This window comes from Stenotrophomonas sp. YJH_SMC_138, from assembly GCF_059369855.1.
Map to the genome: position 1 here is coordinate 552,498 of NZ_JCAFTB010000002.1, position 15,772 is coordinate 568,269.

Below are 15,772 nucleotides of genomic sequence, written 5' to 3' on the forward strand. Positions count from 1 at the left end.
TCGCCTCACCACGCGTGCTCGCGAAGCTGTATCTCCGTTCCAGCCCGGCGATGCCGCGATGCCTCATCAATCCTCTGCTTACGACCACGATGTGGTCATCGTCGGCGCCAGTTTCGCCGGTGCCGCCTGCGCCTTGGCCGCCGCGCAGTACGGTCTGCGCGTCTGCGTGCTGGAACGCAAGGTCGACCCCGGCGAGCGCCTGCACACCACCGGCATCGTGGTGAAGGAAGCGATGGAGGAGACCTGGCTGGGGCGCATGCCCGAACATCTGGTGGACCGGGTCGCAAACGTGCGCCTGTATGCGCCGAACCTTCGCAGCGTGTTGCTGGCCGCACCGGGCTATTACTTCCTCACCACCGATACGCCGAACCTGATGCGCTGGCTGGCCAGCGAGCTGCATGCGAACGGCGTCGACCTGCGCCTGCAGCAGTCCTTTACCGACGCCCATCGCAGTGGTGACGGCTGGCAGGTGGATGGGGCAGGGCGATGCGCCTATCTGGTTGGCGCTGACGGCGCACGCTCACGCGTGGCACAACGCACCGGGCTTGGCCAGGTGCGTGACAACCTCTACGGCGTCGAGCGTGAGTTCGCCGGCCTGCAGGTGTCGCAGGGCGATGCACTGCATTGCTTCGTCAGCAAGCGCTACGCACCGGGCTACATCGGCTGGGTCGCGCAGAATCCGACCGGGCTGCAGGTGGGATTGGCGCTGCGTCATGACCCGCAACAGGTACGGCCGCCGGATATCGATGGCTTCCTCGACCACGTGCGCAATGTGGTCGGCATTCCGCCTTCGGCGCGTCCCTCGGCCACCCGCGCCGGCTTGGTCCCGTGCGGCCGGCCGGATGGGCCCTTCACCGGCCAACGCGTGATCCTGACCGGCGACGCGGCAGGCATCGTCTCGCCGCTGTCCGCCGGCGGCATCCACTCCTCGTGGCGGCACGGCTGGGCGGTCGGCGAGGCGATTTCCCGCCATCTGCGTGGGCAAGGGCCGGAAGCGGAACGGGTGGCGCGGCAGGTGGCGCCGGCATTCCACGGCAAGCGCCTGCTGCGCTGGGCGATGGACCATCTGCAGGCCGACTGGCCGCTCAACGCACTGCTGCACACGGGGGCCACGCGGCGCATCGCCGAGCAGGTCTACTTCCACCGCCGTGGCCTGCGAACCTGAGGTGTCGGTCCTGAGGGCCTGAACGCCTCCCGCAATGCCGGTGAAAATTCCTGTTGACGCCGTGCAGCAATATCGACACAATAGCGCTCCTTCGACGCAGATCGAACGGAATCTGCGGGAATAGCTCAGTTGGTAGAGCGCAACCTTGCCAAGGTTGAGGTCGCGAGTTCGAGTCTCGTTTCCCGCTCCAGAATCAGAAAAACGCTCCCGCAAGGGGGCGTTTTTCGTTTGTCATGACGTTGGCCAGGCGGGTCGCTACAGGCGGGCCACGACATTTTCATGGTGGGCGTGGTAAGTCTGCAGCTGGGGGCGATTCCGACATTGGTGTCGCAATCGGCATGACGGGGGGGCGCAGCGATCGTGGGGACGATCGGAAGCACCTGGCACGAGGGGCTGCAACAGACGCAATGACCTGGAATCCGCACCAGTGTTCCGCCTGCTGCAGGCACTGAAAGGCTGGCGAAAGGCCTGCGCCGGCGTTGCCTGAACCGCACGCGTGCTGTGACCTTTTTCGGACCATTTCTCCATGTTCGCTCCACAATCGCACGGTAGCCTTCATGCTCCTTCTACACGTTGGCGGGCTGGTGGTCAGGCGTATCACTTCAGTGGCAGTGCCCAGGACGGGGCGCGGACTCTCCCTGCAGGCAGTGCTGCGACCCGGCGCGCTGCTCGCAAGTCTCGCATTGGCGGGCTGCATGTCGGTGCCGGTTCCGGATCTGCCTGATCGCACGCCCAGCACCTGGACCCAGGTGCCGCAGGGCCAAGGCGTGGCGGTGGACGCCAAACAGTGGTGGAAAGTGTTGTCCGACCCAGCGCTGGATGGACTGGTCGATCAGGCCATCGCCGGCAACCTCGACCTGCAGCAGGCCACGCTGCGCCTGCAGGCCGTGCGGATTGTCGCCGGCACGTCCGATTCGCGCTTCCTGCCGGAAATCACGGCCAGCGCCAAGCAGGTGCAGGATGCCGCTGCGGTCGACACCTACTTCCACGCGGGTATCGAAGCGATCTGGGACCTGGGCCTGTTCGGCGCCGCCGAGAGCGCGCAGTTGAGCGCGCAGGCGTCGGCCGGTAACGCCGAGGCGCTGCGTGGTGCCGCGCAGGTCGCGGTGATCGCCGACGTGGTGCGCAGCTATCTGGATCTGACCGTGGCGCAGGCCCAGCAGGACCTGTTGGCCCGCCAGCAGGCGGTGGACGATCGCGGCGAACAGTTGGCCCTGGTACGCCAGCGCCTGCGCCTTGATGAGCCCGGCGAACTTGATCGCCTGCGTGCACGCCAGGCCGCCACCCGCGCGGCCACGGCGCAGGCACGGGAAAACGCGGACAACGCTGCCCGTGCGTTGGCTTTGCTGCTGGGACGCGATGGCCCGGACCCGGCCTGGCGTGCCTATCGCACGCCGCCGACGCTGGGTGCGTTCTCGCTGCAGCAGGTCCCGGCCTATCTGCTGCGCCATCGGCCGCAGATCCTGCTGGCCGAATCGGAGGTGATGCAGGCTGCTGCCAGCAAGGGTTCGGCACGCGCCGCGATGTATCCGCGTGTCAGCCTCGGTGGCTCCATCCTGTACGCCTACAACCTAACCCAGAACGCCCGCTCCAATTCCGATTCGAGCCCGTCGATCGGCCCGTACATCGATATTCCGCTGTGGGACTGGGGCCAGCGCCGCGCACGCTTCCATGCCGATGAAAAGCAGCTGGATGCCGCCTTGCTGGGTTACCGCAAGGCGGTGCTGGAAGGCGTGAGCGAAGTGGAAGGCGCGCTCGGCAGCCTGGCGCGCCAGGACAGCAGCATCCAGTCGCTGCGCGCGGCCGATGATGCCGCCGGGCAACAGGTCAAGCGGCAGGCGCGGCAGGTGCAGTTGGGGCTGTCCAGCGAATTCGACGGGCTTGACGGGCAGCGTGCGGCACTCGCCGCGCAGGCCGACCTGATCGGTGCACAGGGTGCGCGCGTGCTGGCCTTTGCGTCGCTCTACCGCGCCCTCGGTGGTGCTCCGTTGCCTGTCGAGGGTGAGGGCGAATCGCAATGATCGCGCTGGCCCGCAAGACCCTGGCCTATGAATGGCGCCGGTTCCTGCCGGTGGTGCTGGCGATGTGCTTCGCCGGTGTGCTGTTGATCGTGCAGGCGGCACTGGTGCTGGGCATCTTCGGTACCGCTGCGATCTACGTGAAAGCGTCCTCGGCCGACATCTGGGCCGGCTTCCCCGGCACCCAGAGCGTCAACTACGGCCATGCGATCAGCGCCGACGTCGAAAGCCACCTGCGCATGGACCCGGATGTCACCCGCGTCGAACCCTACGAGTGGGTCGATGGCGAATGGCGCTCGGGCGCGCAGGGTACCGGCAACGTGTCGGTGTACCTGTCCGGCATCTCCACCGGCGATGACGCAATGATGTTCGCGCGCATCCTGCCTGCCGACCTGCGCGCGCAGCTGCGCGAGCCGGGGGCGGTGATCGTCGACAGCGCCGACCTGGATACGCTGGGCGTGGACCTGCAGAGCAACCGTGCATGGATCAATGGCAAGGCGGTGCGCGTGGTCGCCGCGCAACCGGGCCTGCGTGGCCTCGGTGGCGTCAACGTGCTGGCCTCGCTGGATACCGCGCGTGCCATCGCCGGTACCGATCCGCACGAGGGTAGTACCTATTTCGTGGCGGGCCTGCGCTCGCCGGACCTGGCCGACCGCGTGCGCGACCGCCTCGCTGCGTCGATGGGCCAGGCCACGCCGGTCGAGTTCTGGACCGCGCCGGCGTTCGCCAGCCGTTCGCAGCAGTACTGGTTGTTCGACACCGGCGCCGGCATCGCGGTGCTGTTCATGGCCGTCATCGTCTGCTTCGTCGGCGCGGTGATCACCAACCAGTCGTTCGCCTCGGTGGTGGCTGGTTCGGTGCGCGAGTACGCCACGCTCAACGCGCTCGGCGCAGGTCGCTACGCGCTGGCACGGGTGGTATTCGAGCAGGCATTGCTGATCGGTGGCGTGGGCATGTTGCTGGCGGCGGCGTTCAGTACCGTCGTGCTGTTGATCGCACAGTCCCAGCGCGTGCCGGTGCAGCTGACGCCGATGGTCATCATCGGCTGCGTGGCGCTGGTCGCGGTGATGGCCATGCTGTCGAGCATCATGGCGGTACGCAGTGTGGTCCGCTCCGATCCATCGTTGCTGCTGCGTTGAGGACCGGCCGATGACCTCCAAACATGCCGTCGCCCCAACGTTGCAGGCCGACGCACTGGAAAAAGGCTTCATGTCCGGCGATATGCAGGTGCCGGTGCTGCGCGGCCTGTCGCTGGACATCTATCCGGGCGAGTTGACCCTGGTCTCGGGCCCTTCGGGGTGCGGCAAGAGCACGCTGCTGTCGCTGCTGTCCGGCCTGTCCGCGCCGGATGGCGGTCGCGTGCACGCGCTGGGCCAGGACGTGGGCCACATGACCCGCGGCGAGGTGGAGCGCTTCCGCCTGCACCATGTCGGCTTCGTGTTCCAGGGCTTCAACCTGTTCCCGGCACTGACTGCGCTGGAGCAGGTGCAGCTGCCGCTGGGCTACCGCGGCATGCGCAATCGCGAAAGCGAGCCGCTGGCGCGCAAGGCGCTGGAAGAAGTGGGCCTCAGCCACCGCAGCCACATGCGCCCGGCGCAGTTGTCCGGCGGTGAGAAGCAGCGCGTGGCGGTGGCCCGTGCCTTCGCCAAGTCGCCGACACTGATCTTCGCCGACGAACCCACCAGCGCGCTGGACGCCGAGAATGGCCAGCGCGTGATCGACATCCTGCATCGCTACGCACGTGCGCATGGCGCCACCGTGCTGTGCGTGAGCCACGATCCGCGCCTGATCCGGCATGCCGATCGGGTGATCGCCATGGAAGACGGCATGGTCCGTGATGACCGCCGCCAGAACGAAACCGTAGAGTCCGCCCCATGACCAAGACGTCGCACCTGCTTCCCCTCAGCCTGGTACTGTCCGCGGCACTGCTGCTTTGCGCCTGTTCCAGGGACGCGCCCGCCCAGGCACCTGCAGGTAAAGCCAGCACTGCCACCGCCGGCAAGGTTGCGGTGGCGCGCGGCATCATCGATGTCGAGGGTGGCCTGATCGCGCTGGCGCCGCCGGTGGATGGTTCGATCACCGCCGCGCTGGTGAAGGAGGGCGCCACGGTGAAGAAGGGGCAGCTTCTGCTGTCGCTGGACGGTGCGCTGCTGCAGCAGGAAGTGGCGATGGCCACCGCTGATCTCGCACTGGCCAATGACCGCCTGAAGGGCAGCCAGGCGCAGCTGCGCGAACTGGAGCGCAATGCCACCCGCCTGTCCACGGGTGCGAGCGAAGGCGTGTCGTCCAACCAGCAGGCCGATGCGGCCAAGCAGCAGCTGGCTGGCGTACGCGCCGATGTCGACGTGGCCGGTGCGCAGGTCGACATGGCCCAGCACAAGCTGGAACACGCCAGGCTGAAACTGCAGCAGATGTCGCTGAGCGCGCCGGAAGCCGGCACCGTGGTCGGCCAGGTGCCGGGCCTCGGCGCCTTCGTGCAGGCCGGCAAGCCGGCGATATCACTGCTGCCGGCGCGCCCGCTGCAGGTACGTGCCGAACTCAGCGCGGCCTACGCCGATGCCGTGCAGGTGGGCATGAGGGCCACCGTGGTGCCAGACAGCGATGGTGCCGAGAACGCCAGCACGCTGCCGCCCGCACGCGTGGTACGCATCAGCCCGGTGTTCGCGCAGGCTCGCCTGCCTGAAGACGCGGGGCGTGGCGTGGCCAAGGTGGTGGAGTGCGTGCTGGAGTTCGATGGCGAGGCCAAGGCGCGCTTCGGCCAGCATGTGCGGGTGGAGTTCCGGAAGTAGGCCTAGTGCTGCAACGGGGGCGCATCCGCGCGCCCTCGACGCCTGAACGCCCGCCACGCGCTCACCGCCGACACCATGCACAGCGCCAGCAGCAGGCCCACGTCCAACAGCAGCAGCCACAGCAGATGCATGCCTTGTACCGGCGGCTGATGCATCGCCGACAGCATCCACGGCACCGACCACAGCAGCAGAAGGGCGAAGGCGATCAGCAGGCGCAGCCACAGGCGTTTCAGTCTCCACGGCCGCACGATCAAGGCGGCTACCACCAGTTCGACGGTGCCCAGCAACGCGAAGACGATGACGGTGCTGGTCGGGTAGGGCAGTTCGGCGCCTTCCAGGTGGTGCAGCAGCCAGTAGTCCGGAGTGAAGCCGGCATTGACCAGTGCGGCGATCAGCGCCAGCCAGGTCAGCGCGACCAGCAGCCAGAACAGGCGGATGTAACGTCTAGGCATCGGTGGTGTCCGTGGTGTAGCGGGAGGTTGCCCGCGACGAATAGCGCAGGCTTGCGGCGATTGCGGCCAGTGCCAGCAGGCCAGGTCCAACGGTGAAGTACACCAGGCGCAGCGGATGGTCGTGCATCAGCGTCCAGCTGGCGAACGCCAGCGGCGCCGCCAGCACCAGCAGCTTGGCGAACAATGGCCGCAACACTGCGATCAGCAGTTGGGCGCCAATGAACATCCAGAACAGATGGAACTGGGCGATGCCCAGGCCGATGTCGCGATGGGCGGTGAAGCCGAAATGGTCGCGATACCAGTTCATTCCCAGCGGAATCAGTGCCCAGTACAGCAGCGCCACCAGCAGATGCAGCAGCAGGGCGATCAACAAGGGTTTGCCGCGAAGGAACATGGGCGCATGGGGCTGGGCGGGGCAGCGTACCCCAGTGCGGACGCCCGTGACCGCATGATGTGAAGACTGTTGACGGCGTGAAGGAATTTGGACACAATAGCGCTCCTTCGACGCAGGTCGAACGGAATCTGCGGGAATAGCTCAGTTGGTAGAGCGCAACCTTGCCAAGGTTGAGGTCGCGAGTTCGAGTCTCGTTTCCCGCTCCAGATTCTACAGGGCCCCGGCAGGGGCCTTGTTTTTCTCCCGCCACGGCAAGGCGGGGCACGTTGAGCCGCAAGGCTTTGCGCGCAGTCAGAAAGGTGAAATCGCTGGTGTGTTTTCCGGATTTCCGGTAGCATGTCGGCTTACGCGGGAATAGCTCAGTTGGTAGAGCGCAACCTTGCCAAGGTTGAGGTCGCGAGTTCGAGTCTCGTTTCCCGCTCCATGTTCCGACAGGCCCCATCATGGGGTTTTGTCTTGTCAGGGTTCCGTTCCTGGCGCGCAGTACGTTGGCCTCATGGCAGAGTGGCTATGCACCGGATTGCAAATCCGTTTACAGCGGTTCGATTCCGCTTGAGGCCTCCAATTGAAAAGCCCTGACTCCGGTCAGGGCTTTTTTGTTGGCTACGATTGCGTTCCCGCTTGCGCGATCGTTGCGCGGCCTGGCGGCCAGTCATGGCGGATCCGGTGGCGCTACACTGGTCTGATGAACCAGATTGATCACTTCCGCGGCGCCTTGCTCGGCCTCGCGTGCGGCGATGCCGTCGGTACCACGCTGGAGTTCAAGCCTCGTGGCAGCTTCACCCCGATCACCGACATGGTGGGTGGTGGGCCGTTCCAGCTGCAGCCGGGGCAATGGACCGACGATACCTCCATGGCGATGTGCCTGGCCGAGAGCCTGGTGCGTTGTGACACCTTCGATGTGCACGATCAGATGAACCGCTACGCCAACTGGTACCGGCATGGGTACTGGAGTGCGACCGGCGAGTGCTTCGATATCGGTATGGCAACGCGGGCTGCGATCGACCGGTTCCTGCAGGATGGCCATCCGCTGGCGGGTAGTGACGATCCACGCAGCGCTGGCAATGGCTCGATCATGCGTTTGGCGCCGGTGGCATTGCGCTACGCCGGGACCCCCGACCTGCAGGCAATGGCCGAGCTGAGTTCGCGAACGACGCACGCTGCGCAGGAGTGCCTGGAGGCGTGCCGCTTGCTGGCGGTCGCGCTGGAGCGGGCGTTGGCAGGTGGCACCCGTGACGCGGTGCTGGATCTCAGCAATGTCCCCGTTGAGAGCGCGCGGCTGCAGCAGATCGCGGCGGGCGGCTACCGCGGTGCCGCGCGTGAGCAGATCCGTGGCAATGGCTATGTTGTCGACAGTGTCGAAGCTGCACTCTGGTGCTTTGATCGCCACGACACCTTTGAAGCCGTCGTACTCGAGGCGGCCAATCTTGGCGAGGACGCCGACACCACGGCCGCCATCGCGGGGCAGCTGGCGGGCGCATTCCATGGTGCGCGCGGAATCCCCGGGCGGTGGTTGCAGCGGCTGGCCCTGCGTGCCGAAATCCAGGCGCTGGCCGATGCGCTGCACGCCTTGAACCAGGGCAGCGACCGCGCTGCGTGAGTCGGGTTCCCTGCCCGTGAACTGCGCCGGCAGGACGCTCCCTGCCGTCGCCATTTCCGACGCCGCGAGGGAACCCGTGCGGCAGCTCGCATGCCGCGGCCGCCAGTCTCAGCCACCCACGACATGGAAAGGCGCTATGGTCGGGTTCCACGTCTCAGGGAGCCGCAATGGCGAGCAAGGACATCACGCGTCGCTTCAGCCACGGAGCGAAACGGAAATGAGCAAAGTCATGGCAGATGTGCGTTGGCTGACCTTTCGCTTGAAGAACGGGCAATCCATCGGGCCGGAGCGGCTGAAGGACGGATGGGTGATTGCCTCGGAAACCGCCCGCTGCGAGGTCCGCCGCGAGCATATCGAGGGATCGGGCCTGGTGTATGCGCTGTATGCGCCGGCCAGCCTGGCCTCACCGCGGCGCGCGGAAATGCGCATGCGCGAATTCCTGATGAGCTCGGGCTACACCTTCACGATGGGCACGCTGGGCGGCTGACTGGGCCCGTCATGGTTGCGCTCGCACGGTCAGCGCCTGGCCCTGCATGCCGATCGGGCGGCGTGCATCGTGCAGCACCATGCTGGTCAGGCCGAGGCCTTGGCGGCTGAACGACACACGCCACCCGAGCAGCCCCTTCCCGCACGGTGGTGATGCGTTGCGGCACGCGATGGACTCAGCGTTGCACTGCTTTCAAGGCGTCGACCACCTGTGTCCCAGAAAAACCACAGTGTCCTTCGCCCACCGGCGGCAACACGCGTGGCAGCGGGCGTGCGCCAGCCCGTACGGCCAATTGCGGATACACCGTCTGCATGTGCGGCACGATGGTCGGGTCGTTGTGGTTGAACTGGATCACCAGCGGTCGCTTCAGTGCGCCGGTCATTGCCAGCGTGTCGCGGACATGCGCCTGTGCCGCAGGCACGGGATCGATGCGCTGAACGCCGGCATTGAATGCGGCGTCGTCACCGAATCCGCTGTACACCACCCCCAGGTTGCCGACCGGCATGCCGCCGCTGCGCGTGGCCAGTTCGTGCAGCACCAGTGCGTGCAGGCTGATGGCGCCGGCCAGTGCATCAGGGGACACCTGCAGCCGCCGCGCCAGCACTGCGGCGTGCGACGGATCACGTTGCAGGGCATTGGCGATGCCCTGGTACAACTCGCCCTGTGGCAGCGCGGCGACTTCGCGCGCTACCAGGCCGGCGGCCGGCAGCCCATCGGCCTTGGGGAAGAAGTAATCGAATGCGACCAGCGTGGTCAGCAGATCGGTCGCGATCTGTTCGCCACCGAGATTGGCGCCGCACAGCGACACGCCACCTGCGTAGTGCTGCGGGAAGCGCTCGAGGCTGCCGATGGTCACGGCGCCGCCCATCGAGAATCCCAGCATCCAGGTGTGGCGGACATGCTTGAGTTCAGCCACTGCCTGTTGGCGCAGGCGTTCCATGTCGGTGATCGCATCGGCCACCGCCCAGCCCTGGCTGGCATAGGCGCTCTGCGCGACGGCGTAACCTGCTGCCAGCAGTGGCGCGGTGCTGTCATTGGCCGCCATGGGTGCGGTGCGTGGCATGCCGACCGGTTCGTAGCCATGGGCCAGCATCACCAGGTCGCCGTTCCAGCTGGCCGGAACATCCAGCCGCCACGGTGCGCCCTGCCGCTCGCCGCTGAGCGTGCGCGGTGCCGGCGGTGGTGCAGCCAGCAATGTCATCCAGGGCAGCAGGCAGAGGGCAAGCGCACATCGAAACAAGGTTCGCATCGGGGTCATTCCATGCGGGAATGGCGCCGAGCATAGATCCCTGCACAACCTTGCGCGCGCTGCAGTGCCGCAGGGCATTGCCGGTCGGCGGTGCTGCGCTCTACGCTGGCGGCATGGCCCTGCACAGCATCGCGTCGATTATCCGCATTCCCCACGGGAAGGCGGGGTAGCGCGCGGTCATCACGGCCAAGCAACCTGCCCGGGAAGGCGGGTTGCATGCAGCGCTCTCCCGGGTAATGAATCCACCAAGGAGAATACAGATGCACGACCTTTCATCGAACGACGCTGCGCCGACGCTGCACCTGGTGTGCGGCAAGATCGGTGCCGGCAAATCCACCCTGTCGCAGCAGCTGGCGTTGAAGCCGCGCCACGTATTGATCAGCGAAGACACGTGGCTGGCGGCGCTGTATCCGGGCGAAATCCATTCCATTGCCGACTATCTGCAGCGTGCAGCCACGTTGCGCAATGTGCTGGCCGATCATCTGCGCACATTGCTGCAGGCCGGTGTTTCGGTGGTGCTCGATTTTCCATTCAATACGCCAGCCAGCCGCGCGTGGGCACGTGAAGTGTTCTCGCCGGTTGGCGCTGCACATCAACTGCATTTCCTCGACATTGCCGATGAGGTCTGCAAGGCGCGGCTGCGCGCGCGCAATGCTCTCGGCGAACATCCGTTCCAGGCCAGCGACGAGGAGTTCGAACGTATCACCCGCCACTTCGTTGCACCGGCCGCGGAAGAGCGCTTCGTGGTGATGCGCTGTACCGAGGCAGGCCCGGCGTAGCGCAGCACCAGGCGGCCGTCGTCATGCTGGCGCAGCTGCATGAATTCGAGACGGATCACTCAGCCAGTGCCGCCCCCTCAACCGCCGAATCCGATACGATCTGTCGCATTGAGTTCGTCTCGCTTGATCCGGAGTCCCGTCATGGTCGACCGTCTCGCCATTCTGCTGGAACGTTTTTCGGTCACCGCCTCGGTGTTCCATGCCGGCGCGCTGTGCGGCATCAACACGCTGGAGGGCGAGGATGAAGCCGGGCAGTTGCACCTGGTGCGACGTGGCCCGCTGCAGGTCAGCCACGGCCACCAGACCGTGCAGGTCGAGGTGCCGAGCCTGCTGCTGTACCCGCGGCCGATGCCGCATCGCTTCAGTACCGACCCGCAGCAGGGCGCCGACATGGCCTGCGCCAACTTGCATTTCGAGGGCGGACGGCTCAACCCGATCAGCGCCGCATTGCCCGATTTCATCTGCCTGCCGCTGGCCGATCTGTACGGCGGCAACGCAGCGCTGGAACTGCTGTTCGAGGAAGCCTTCGAGCAGCGTTGCGGGCGTGCGGCGATGGTCAACCGGCTGTTCGAGGTGGTGATGATCCAGGTGCTGCGCCAGCTGATGGAAGGTGGCGAAATGCGTGGTGGCCTGTTTGCCGGGCTGGGTCATCCGCGGCTGCGGCTGGCGCTGGTGGCGATGCATGAAGCGCCCGCACAGTCCTGGACCCTGGAAGACCTGGCCGAGGTCGCCGGCATGTCACGCAGCGTGTTTGCTGCCAGTTTCCGTGAGGCGATGGGCACCACGCCCGGTCAATACCTGCAGGGCTGGCGGGTGGGCCTGGCGCAGCAGGCACTGCGCCAGGGCAGACCGCTCAAGCGGATTGCCGACGATGTGGGGTACGGCAGCGAAGCCGCGCTGTCGCGCGCATTCAAGGCGCACACCGGGCAGTCGCCGCGCGAGTGGCGCGGGCAGGCCCGCGCCGGCGCGGCCTGAGTCTCAGCCCAGCACCAGCCGGGCCAGTTTCATGCCACCGAACAGGCCGACCAGGCCCAGTGCCACCGAACCGCCGGCGTACAACGCTGCCAGGCCGTGCTGGCCGCGCTGCAGCAGCACGCCGATTTCCAGCGCATAGGTGGAGAACGTGGTGTAGCCGCCGAGAACGCCGGTGGCCAGCAGCAGGCGCAGCTGCGGCGAGGCGCCATTGCGCAGGGCGAAGGCTTCGACCAGCACGCCCATCAGCAGCGCGCCGCTGATGTTGATCAGGAAGGTCGACCATGGCCACGGGCTGCCGACTGCCACCCGCGTACCGATCAGGTTGCAGGCATGGCGAAGGCAGGCGCCGAGCCCGCCGCCGATGAAGACCAGCAAGTAGTTGTTCAATGCGTGCATCACGTGCCTCGGGTACGGGTTCGCTGATTCGATGGCGAACGCCGAGGGCAGGCACGGCCTGCCATCGACGAACGCCGGTTCGTCCTGGCAGGAGCCATCAGCCCTTTCAGGCGGTTATCGGGGGAGCCCCATCCCCATCGGCGACCATGCTACCAGCGGTAGTGCATTCACGTCATCGAGGTCGTCAGCACCCGGATGACCTTGCTGCGGCTGAAGCCGTCCATCAGCAGTTCGAAGGCCAGCAGGTCCAGGGCCGCGTGGCGGCGGTGGTCGATCTCCAGGCCCTTCTCTTCCACCAGATGGCTGACCAGTTCGTAGGCGTCCTGCCAGACATCCAGGTGGGCTTGGCTGGGGATATAGGTATTGCCCCGCTCACCGACGCCAAGCCCGCTCACGCCATACAGCAGTTCACGCGCGTCCAGCTTGGCCGCATCGGCGATGCGGAACAGCTGTTCGGCCTTCACATGGGCGGGGCTGACGTGGTCGTTGAGCCAGTTGCTGATGGTTGCCGTCGTCGAATCGGCGGCGCGGGCCAGATCGGCCGGGCGAGGGTGCCCGGCTTTCTTCATGGCAATGGCGAGTCGTTGGCCGAGAGTATTCATCTATGCAAGCCAGCTTAACGCGTGGATCGCAAAGATCCCTTGTTCCAAGAATAAGTCTGGTTAACAGAAGGACCGACCGTGACCGAATTCTGGAGCAAGGGGCAGGTGCGCACCCGGCTGGGTTTCCGCACCGATGCCGAACTGGCGCGCTTTTTTGGCATAAGCCGATCTGCAGTGTCGCAATGGCCCAAGGATTTCCCGATTCCTGCGTTACGCCAATACATCCTGCATCAGCGCTATCCCAACCTGTTCCCGGCAACTGAAGCCACGCAGGGCGAATAAGCCTCAACTGCGCCGCCTTTTGTCGCATATAGCACTCTAAGTGCCATTTGCTAAGTATGCTTAGCAACATAGGAAACTTCGATAGAACGGGGTCGGGCTATCGATGAGGCCTACCAAGGCAGAGGCTGGAGGAATCGGGTAGGTTGTCGGCTCCGGCCCATCCGGGAAGCCTGTCATCCCGTATGTGGTTTCGTGAACGATTAATAATTTCGATCACGAAAGTCGCTGCATGTAATTGACCTGTCGTGAAATCTATGACTAATTGGCATCAACCGGGCGTGAAGCCCGGGAGTCTTTCAGTAGCTCGCAAGTGAGTCGGTAGACCGTCAACGATGCAGAACAAGTCCAACGGAGGTCGTATGGAATACGGCATGCATGGCTTGGCTGAACGGGTACGCCGCGAACTGGAAGCCAGTTATCACAAACACGGATGCGGTCCGGCGTTCTGGGATACCTACCAGCAGGTGCTGGACCGCCTGGTCCCGCAGGGGACCGAGCGTACCGAAGTCACCAATGAAATGGCGCTGATCATCGAACAGCTCGGCATCGTCCGACGTGCGCAGCTGGTGCCGCCGCACGCCAACGGGCCGCGTTGACCCGTTGATTCAAAGCAGGCGCCAGGCGCCACAGGCCAACAGCGCCAGCAGCATCGACAGCAGTGCCAGGGTCCGCGGTCGCCACCATTGCCGCGGTTGCCCGGCCATGGCCTGCGGACTGCAGTAGCGCACCAGCCCCGGGCCGAAACCGGCCTGGTGCTGCTGCCGCGAGCAGGCGTCCAGGCAGGCGCCGCAGGCCAGGCAATCGGCCTGCGGTCCCTGGCGGATGTCCAGCTGCATCGGGCAGGCGCTGACACACGCGGTGCAGTCGGTGCAGTCGCCCAGGCGATCGGCGCTGAAGGTGGGCATCGGTCCGGCCAGCAGCGGATGTGCGGCGCGGAACACGTAGTCCTGTGCGGTGGTCGGGTCGAGCAGGCCGCGTCCGCGTCCGAGCACGCCCCCCATGCCCGGAGGGCGCATGCCGCGCGGTTCGCCGCGGCGCGCGTCGTACAGCATGCGTGGTGTATGTGGATCGATCAGCAGTGGTTGCATGCGCGCGAACGGGCACAGCGAACGGCACACCTGCTCGCGCAGGAAGCCGGCATTGCCCCAGGTGGCGGCGGCATAGAACAGCACCCAGAATGTTTCCCAGCCGCTCCAGCCGGCATTCGGAGCGGCGGCCAGCAGTCCGGCGATCGGGCTGAACAGGCCGACGAAGGTGATGCCAGTCCACAGCGACAGCAGCCCCCACGCGACCTGGGTGGCCGGGCGCACGGCTGGCACTGGCAAGACCTTGGCCATGCCGTGCGCGATCCAGTCGAAGGCACGACGCCACAGCGTCTGCGGGCAGGCATGACCGCACCAGATGCGGCCGGCGAGGTGGGTGAGCAGCGCAAGGCCCACCGCCAGCACCGCCAGCAACCCGATCAGCACGCCGACATCGCCGGGCCACAACGTCCAGCCGAACAGGTCGAAGCGCCGTGCGTTGATGTCCAGCAGCAGGGCCTGGTGTCCATTCCAGCGCAGCCATGGCAGGGCATAGAACAGGACCAGCAAGAGCGCGCTGAGCGCGCCGCGCCAACGCCAGGGGCGTGGGGTTCCGGTTCCGGTACAGGGCGTACTCATCCCAGCGGCAGCTCGTCGTCGTCATCGCTCGGCAGGGGCCGCTGCAGGTACCAGGTGACTGCGCTGGAAAGTGCGGTCACCGACCAGAACATGAAGAATCCTGCCGTATAGCCCAGTTCACGGCTGATCGCCGTGCCCGGGAAGCTGATCGCCTGCAACCGCAGCGGGTCGACGAAGGCGAAGAACACCACGCTGGCCAGGCCGGCAGCGATGAAGCTGGGCCAGAGGATGGCACCCCAGTGCTGGATCAGCTGCTGGCGGCGGCTGGGAGAGGGTCTGTTCATGCTGTCCCGGATCGGAATGAGGGCGGCGCGTATACTCCGCCGAGGCCGGCGCAGCATCCGCAGGGCATGCTTCCTGCAATCGTGGCAGCCTAGGTGCAGCGGACTGCGCCGACATTGATCTGGATCAACGGCGGTGCCGGCCGGCTGCGGCACACTGCCGGCACGCTTTGGGTACCCCCGATGAACGCAATACCGCCACCTGTCCTGCCCGTCGCCTCGCCCGGGCTGTGCACCGAGCAGGAAGTGACCCGCCTGGTCCACGACTTCTATGCGCGCGTGCGCGAGGAAGAGCGGTTGGGGCCGGTGTTCCAGGCGCATGTCCACGACTGGCCGGAACATCTGGCGCAGCTGGTCGATTTCTGGTCGGCGATGCTGCGCGGCACGCGCCGCTTCAAGGGCTCGCCGATGTCCAAGCACATGGCCATCGAGCTGGACAAGGACTTGTTTGATCGCTGGCTGGTGCTGTTCCGGATCACCACCGCCGAGTGCGGCAACCCGCCGATGCAGGAGCTGGCCAACGACGTCGCCGCGCGCATCGGTGACACCTTCTGGAAGCGCTACCAGATGCTGCGCTGGCCGCAGGTGGGCCTGCCGGTGCTGGGAATCCCCACCCGCGATTGATCTGGGTCAAGGCGGTCA

The 15,772-nt window shown here is 66.1% G+C and carries 19 protein-coding genes, 4 tRNA genes and 1 riboswitch; of the genes, 16 read left to right on the plus strand and 7 right to left on the minus strand.

The window, feature by feature from the left end:
- The first annotated feature begins 58 nt into the window (after positions 1-58).
- From AC5P7I_RS07680 to AC5P7I_RS07705, 6 genes are all read left to right on the plus strand, one after another.
- Positions 59-1,165 (plus strand): NAD(P)/FAD-dependent oxidoreductase, encoded by a 1,107-nt coding sequence (locus AC5P7I_RS07680; RefSeq protein WP_075075706.1) that lies wholly within the window; start codon positions 59-61, stop codon positions 1,163-1,165.
- A 114-nt stretch (positions 1,166-1,279) separates the two neighbouring features.
- Positions 1,280-1,355 (plus strand) — tRNA-Gly (locus AC5P7I_RS07685).
- 367 nt (positions 1,356-1,722) lie between these two features.
- Positions 1,723-3,186 (plus strand): TolC family protein, encoded by a 1,464-nt coding sequence (locus tag AC5P7I_RS07690; protein WP_164076926.1) that lies wholly within the window; start codon positions 1,723-1,725, stop codon positions 3,184-3,186.
- Positions 3,183-4,322 (plus strand): ABC transporter permease, encoded by a 1,140-nt coding sequence (locus AC5P7I_RS07695; protein ID WP_032959316.1) that lies wholly within the window; start codon positions 3,183-3,185, stop codon positions 4,320-4,322. The genes AC5P7I_RS07690 and AC5P7I_RS07695 overlap by 4 nt, the downstream gene beginning before the upstream one ends.
- A gap of 10 nt (positions 4,323-4,332) precedes the next feature.
- Positions 4,333-5,061, plus strand: a complete 729-nt coding sequence (locus AC5P7I_RS07700) for an ABC transporter ATP-binding protein (RefSeq protein ID WP_049404602.1) — start codon at positions 4,333-4,335, stop codon at positions 5,059-5,061.
- Positions 5,058-5,972 carry an HlyD family secretion protein gene (locus AC5P7I_RS07705; protein WP_014646637.1) on the plus strand — a complete coding sequence of 305 codons (915 nt, stop codon included), beginning with the start codon at positions 5,058-5,060 and terminating at the stop codon, positions 5,970-5,972. Before AC5P7I_RS07700 ends, AC5P7I_RS07705 begins: the two co-directional genes overlap by 4 nt.
- 2 nt (positions 5,973-5,974) lie before the next feature.
- Here the strand turns inward: AC5P7I_RS07705 and AC5P7I_RS07710 are convergent, their stop codons facing one another.
- Entirely contained in the window at positions 5,975-6,424 is a 450-nt protein-coding gene (locus AC5P7I_RS07710) for a hypothetical protein (RefSeq protein ID WP_014646638.1), read from the minus strand.
- Entirely contained in the window at positions 6,417-6,818 is a 402-nt protein-coding gene (locus tag AC5P7I_RS07715; protein ID WP_046429875.1) for a hypothetical protein, read from the minus strand. Before AC5P7I_RS07715 ends, AC5P7I_RS07710 begins: the two co-directional genes overlap by 8 nt.
- A 130-nt stretch (positions 6,819-6,948) precedes the next feature.
- On the opposite strand from AC5P7I_RS07715, the gene AC5P7I_RS07720 reads away from it, so the two are divergent.
- From AC5P7I_RS07720 to AC5P7I_RS07740, 5 genes are all read left to right on the plus strand, one after another.
- Positions 6,949-7,024 (plus strand) — tRNA-Gly (locus tag AC5P7I_RS07720).
- A 142-nt stretch (positions 7,025-7,166) separates the two neighbouring features.
- Positions 7,167-7,242 (plus strand) — tRNA-Gly (locus AC5P7I_RS07725).
- A 66-nt stretch (positions 7,243-7,308) separates the two neighbouring features.
- Positions 7,309-7,382 (plus strand) — tRNA-Cys (locus AC5P7I_RS07730).
- A gap of 121 nt (positions 7,383-7,503) precedes the next feature.
- Complete coding sequence (locus tag AC5P7I_RS07735; RefSeq protein ID WP_014646667.1) at positions 7,504-8,418, plus strand: ADP-ribosylglycohydrolase family protein; 915 nt, start codon at positions 7,504-7,506, stop codon at positions 8,416-8,418.
- Between the two features lie 217 nt (positions 8,419-8,635).
- The gene (locus AC5P7I_RS07740) at positions 8,636-8,905 is read left to right on the plus strand and encodes a hypothetical protein (protein WP_032959304.1); all 270 of its coding nucleotides are present in this window, start codon (positions 8,636-8,638) and stop codon (positions 8,903-8,905) included.
- Positions 8,906-9,080: 175 nt separating this feature from the next.
- On the opposite strand, the gene AC5P7I_RS07745 is transcribed toward AC5P7I_RS07740, so the two are convergent.
- Entirely contained in the window at positions 9,081-10,154 is a 1,074-nt protein-coding gene (locus AC5P7I_RS07745; RefSeq protein ID WP_164077629.1) for an alpha/beta hydrolase family protein, read from the minus strand.
- Between the two features lie 260 nt (positions 10,155-10,414).
- Between AC5P7I_RS07745 and AC5P7I_RS07750 the strand changes: the two genes are divergently transcribed.
- Complete coding sequence (locus AC5P7I_RS07750; protein WP_164077628.1) at positions 10,415-10,933, plus strand: AAA family ATPase; 519 nt, start codon at positions 10,415-10,417, stop codon at positions 10,931-10,933.
- A 141-nt stretch (positions 10,934-11,074) separates the two neighbouring features.
- The gene (locus tag AC5P7I_RS07755) at positions 11,075-11,908 is read left to right on the plus strand and encodes a cupin domain-containing protein (RefSeq protein ID WP_164077627.1); all 834 of its coding nucleotides are present in this window, start codon (positions 11,075-11,077) and stop codon (positions 11,906-11,908) included.
- A gap of 3 nt (positions 11,909-11,911) precedes the next feature.
- Here the strand turns inward: AC5P7I_RS07755 and crcB are convergent, their stop codons facing one another.
- Together crcB and AC5P7I_RS07765 are read right to left on the minus strand one after the other, a co-directional pair.
- Positions 11,912-12,304, minus strand: a complete 393-nt coding sequence (gene crcB, locus AC5P7I_RS07760) for a fluoride efflux transporter CrcB (protein ID WP_014646672.1) — start codon at positions 12,302-12,304, stop codon at positions 11,912-11,914.
- Between the two features lie 81 nt (positions 12,305-12,385).
- A riboswitch (Fluoride riboswitch) is annotated at positions 12,386-12,449 on the minus strand.
- A 22-nt stretch (positions 12,450-12,471) separates the two neighbouring features.
- Positions 12,472-12,873, minus strand: a complete 402-nt coding sequence (locus tag AC5P7I_RS07765) for a helix-turn-helix domain-containing protein (protein WP_005415999.1) — start codon at positions 12,871-12,873, stop codon at positions 12,472-12,474.
- A gap of 111 nt (positions 12,874-12,984) precedes the next feature.
- On the opposite strand from AC5P7I_RS07765, the gene AC5P7I_RS07770 reads away from it, so the two are divergent.
- The gene (locus AC5P7I_RS07770) at positions 12,985-13,188 is read left to right on the plus strand and encodes a helix-turn-helix domain-containing protein (protein WP_014646673.1); all 204 of its coding nucleotides are present in this window, start codon (positions 12,985-12,987) and stop codon (positions 13,186-13,188) included.
- Between the two features lie 359 nt (positions 13,189-13,547).
- A complete protein-coding gene (locus tag AC5P7I_RS07775; protein ID WP_005416001.1) occupies positions 13,548-13,784 on the plus strand; it encodes a hypothetical protein in 237 nt (78 codons plus the stop codon).
- A 9-nt stretch (positions 13,785-13,793) separates the two neighbouring features.
- On the opposite strand, the gene AC5P7I_RS07780 is transcribed toward AC5P7I_RS07775, so the two are convergent.
- Complete coding sequence (locus tag AC5P7I_RS07780; protein ID WP_046429888.1) at positions 13,794-14,849, minus strand: 4Fe-4S dicluster domain-containing protein; 1,056 nt, start codon at positions 14,847-14,849, stop codon at positions 13,794-13,796.
- Entirely contained in the window at positions 14,846-15,133 is a 288-nt protein-coding gene (locus AC5P7I_RS07785; RefSeq protein WP_032959293.1) for a hypothetical protein, read from the minus strand. The genes AC5P7I_RS07780 and AC5P7I_RS07785 overlap by 4 nt, the downstream gene beginning before the upstream one ends.
- Before the next feature lie 180 nt (positions 15,134-15,313).
- Here AC5P7I_RS07785 and AC5P7I_RS07790 point away from each other — a divergent pair, with 180 nt between their 5' ends.
- The gene (locus AC5P7I_RS07790; RefSeq protein WP_041863293.1) at positions 15,314-15,754 is read left to right on the plus strand and encodes a group III truncated hemoglobin; all 441 of its coding nucleotides are present in this window, start codon (positions 15,314-15,316) and stop codon (positions 15,752-15,754) included.
- Positions 15,755-15,772 lie beyond the last annotated feature (18 nt).

Coding starts and splice junctions, on each gene's coding strand:
- AC5P7I_RS07680 (WP_075075706.1), top strand. CDS start 59: ATGCCTCATCAATCCTCTGCTTACGACCACGATGTGGTCATCGTCGGC.
- AC5P7I_RS07690 (WP_164076926.1), top strand. CDS start 1,723: ATGCTCCTTCTACACGTTGGCGGGCTGGTGGTCAGGCGTATCACTTCA.
- AC5P7I_RS07695 (WP_032959316.1), top strand. CDS start 3,183: ATGATCGCGCTGGCCCGCAAGACCCTGGCCTATGAATGGCGCCGGTTC.
- AC5P7I_RS07700 (WP_049404602.1), top strand. CDS start 4,333: ATGACCTCCAAACATGCCGTCGCCCCAACGTTGCAGGCCGACGCACTG.
- AC5P7I_RS07705 (WP_014646637.1), top strand. CDS start 5,058: ATGACCAAGACGTCGCACCTGCTTCCCCTCAGCCTGGTACTGTCCGCG.
- AC5P7I_RS07710 (WP_014646638.1), bottom strand. CDS start 6,424: ATGCCTAGACGTTACATCCGCCTGTTCTGGCTGCTGGTCGCGCTGACC.
- AC5P7I_RS07715 (WP_046429875.1), bottom strand. CDS start 6,818: ATGTTCCTTCGCGGCAAACCCTTGTTGATCGCCCTGCTGCTGCATCTG.
- AC5P7I_RS07735 (WP_014646667.1), top strand. CDS start 7,504: ATGAACCAGATTGATCACTTCCGCGGCGCCTTGCTCGGCCTCGCGTGC.
- AC5P7I_RS07740 (WP_032959304.1), top strand. CDS start 8,636: ATGAGCAAAGTCATGGCAGATGTGCGTTGGCTGACCTTTCGCTTGAAG.
- AC5P7I_RS07745 (WP_164077629.1), bottom strand. CDS start 10,154: ATGCGAACCTTGTTTCGATGTGCGCTTGCCCTCTGCCTGCTGCCCTGG.
- AC5P7I_RS07750 (WP_164077628.1), top strand. CDS start 10,415: ATGCACGACCTTTCATCGAACGACGCTGCGCCGACGCTGCACCTGGTG.
- AC5P7I_RS07755 (WP_164077627.1), top strand. CDS start 11,075: ATGGTCGACCGTCTCGCCATTCTGCTGGAACGTTTTTCGGTCACCGCC.
- crcB (WP_014646672.1), bottom strand. CDS start 12,304: ATGCACGCATTGAACAACTACTTGCTGGTCTTCATCGGCGGCGGGCTC.
- AC5P7I_RS07765 (WP_005415999.1), bottom strand. CDS start 12,873: ATGAAGAAAGCCGGGCACCCTCGCCCGGCCGATCTGGCCCGCGCCGCC.
- AC5P7I_RS07775 (WP_005416001.1), top strand. CDS start 13,548: ATGGAATACGGCATGCATGGCTTGGCTGAACGGGTACGCCGCGAACTG.
- AC5P7I_RS07780 (WP_046429888.1), bottom strand. CDS start 14,849: ATGAGTACGCCCTGTACCGGAACCGGAACCCCACGCCCCTGGCGTTGG.
- AC5P7I_RS07785 (WP_032959293.1), bottom strand. CDS start 15,133: ATGAACAGACCCTCTCCCAGCCGCCGCCAGCAGCTGATCCAGCACTGG.
- AC5P7I_RS07790 (WP_041863293.1), top strand. CDS start 15,314: ATGAACGCAATACCGCCACCTGTCCTGCCCGTCGCCTCGCCCGGGCTG.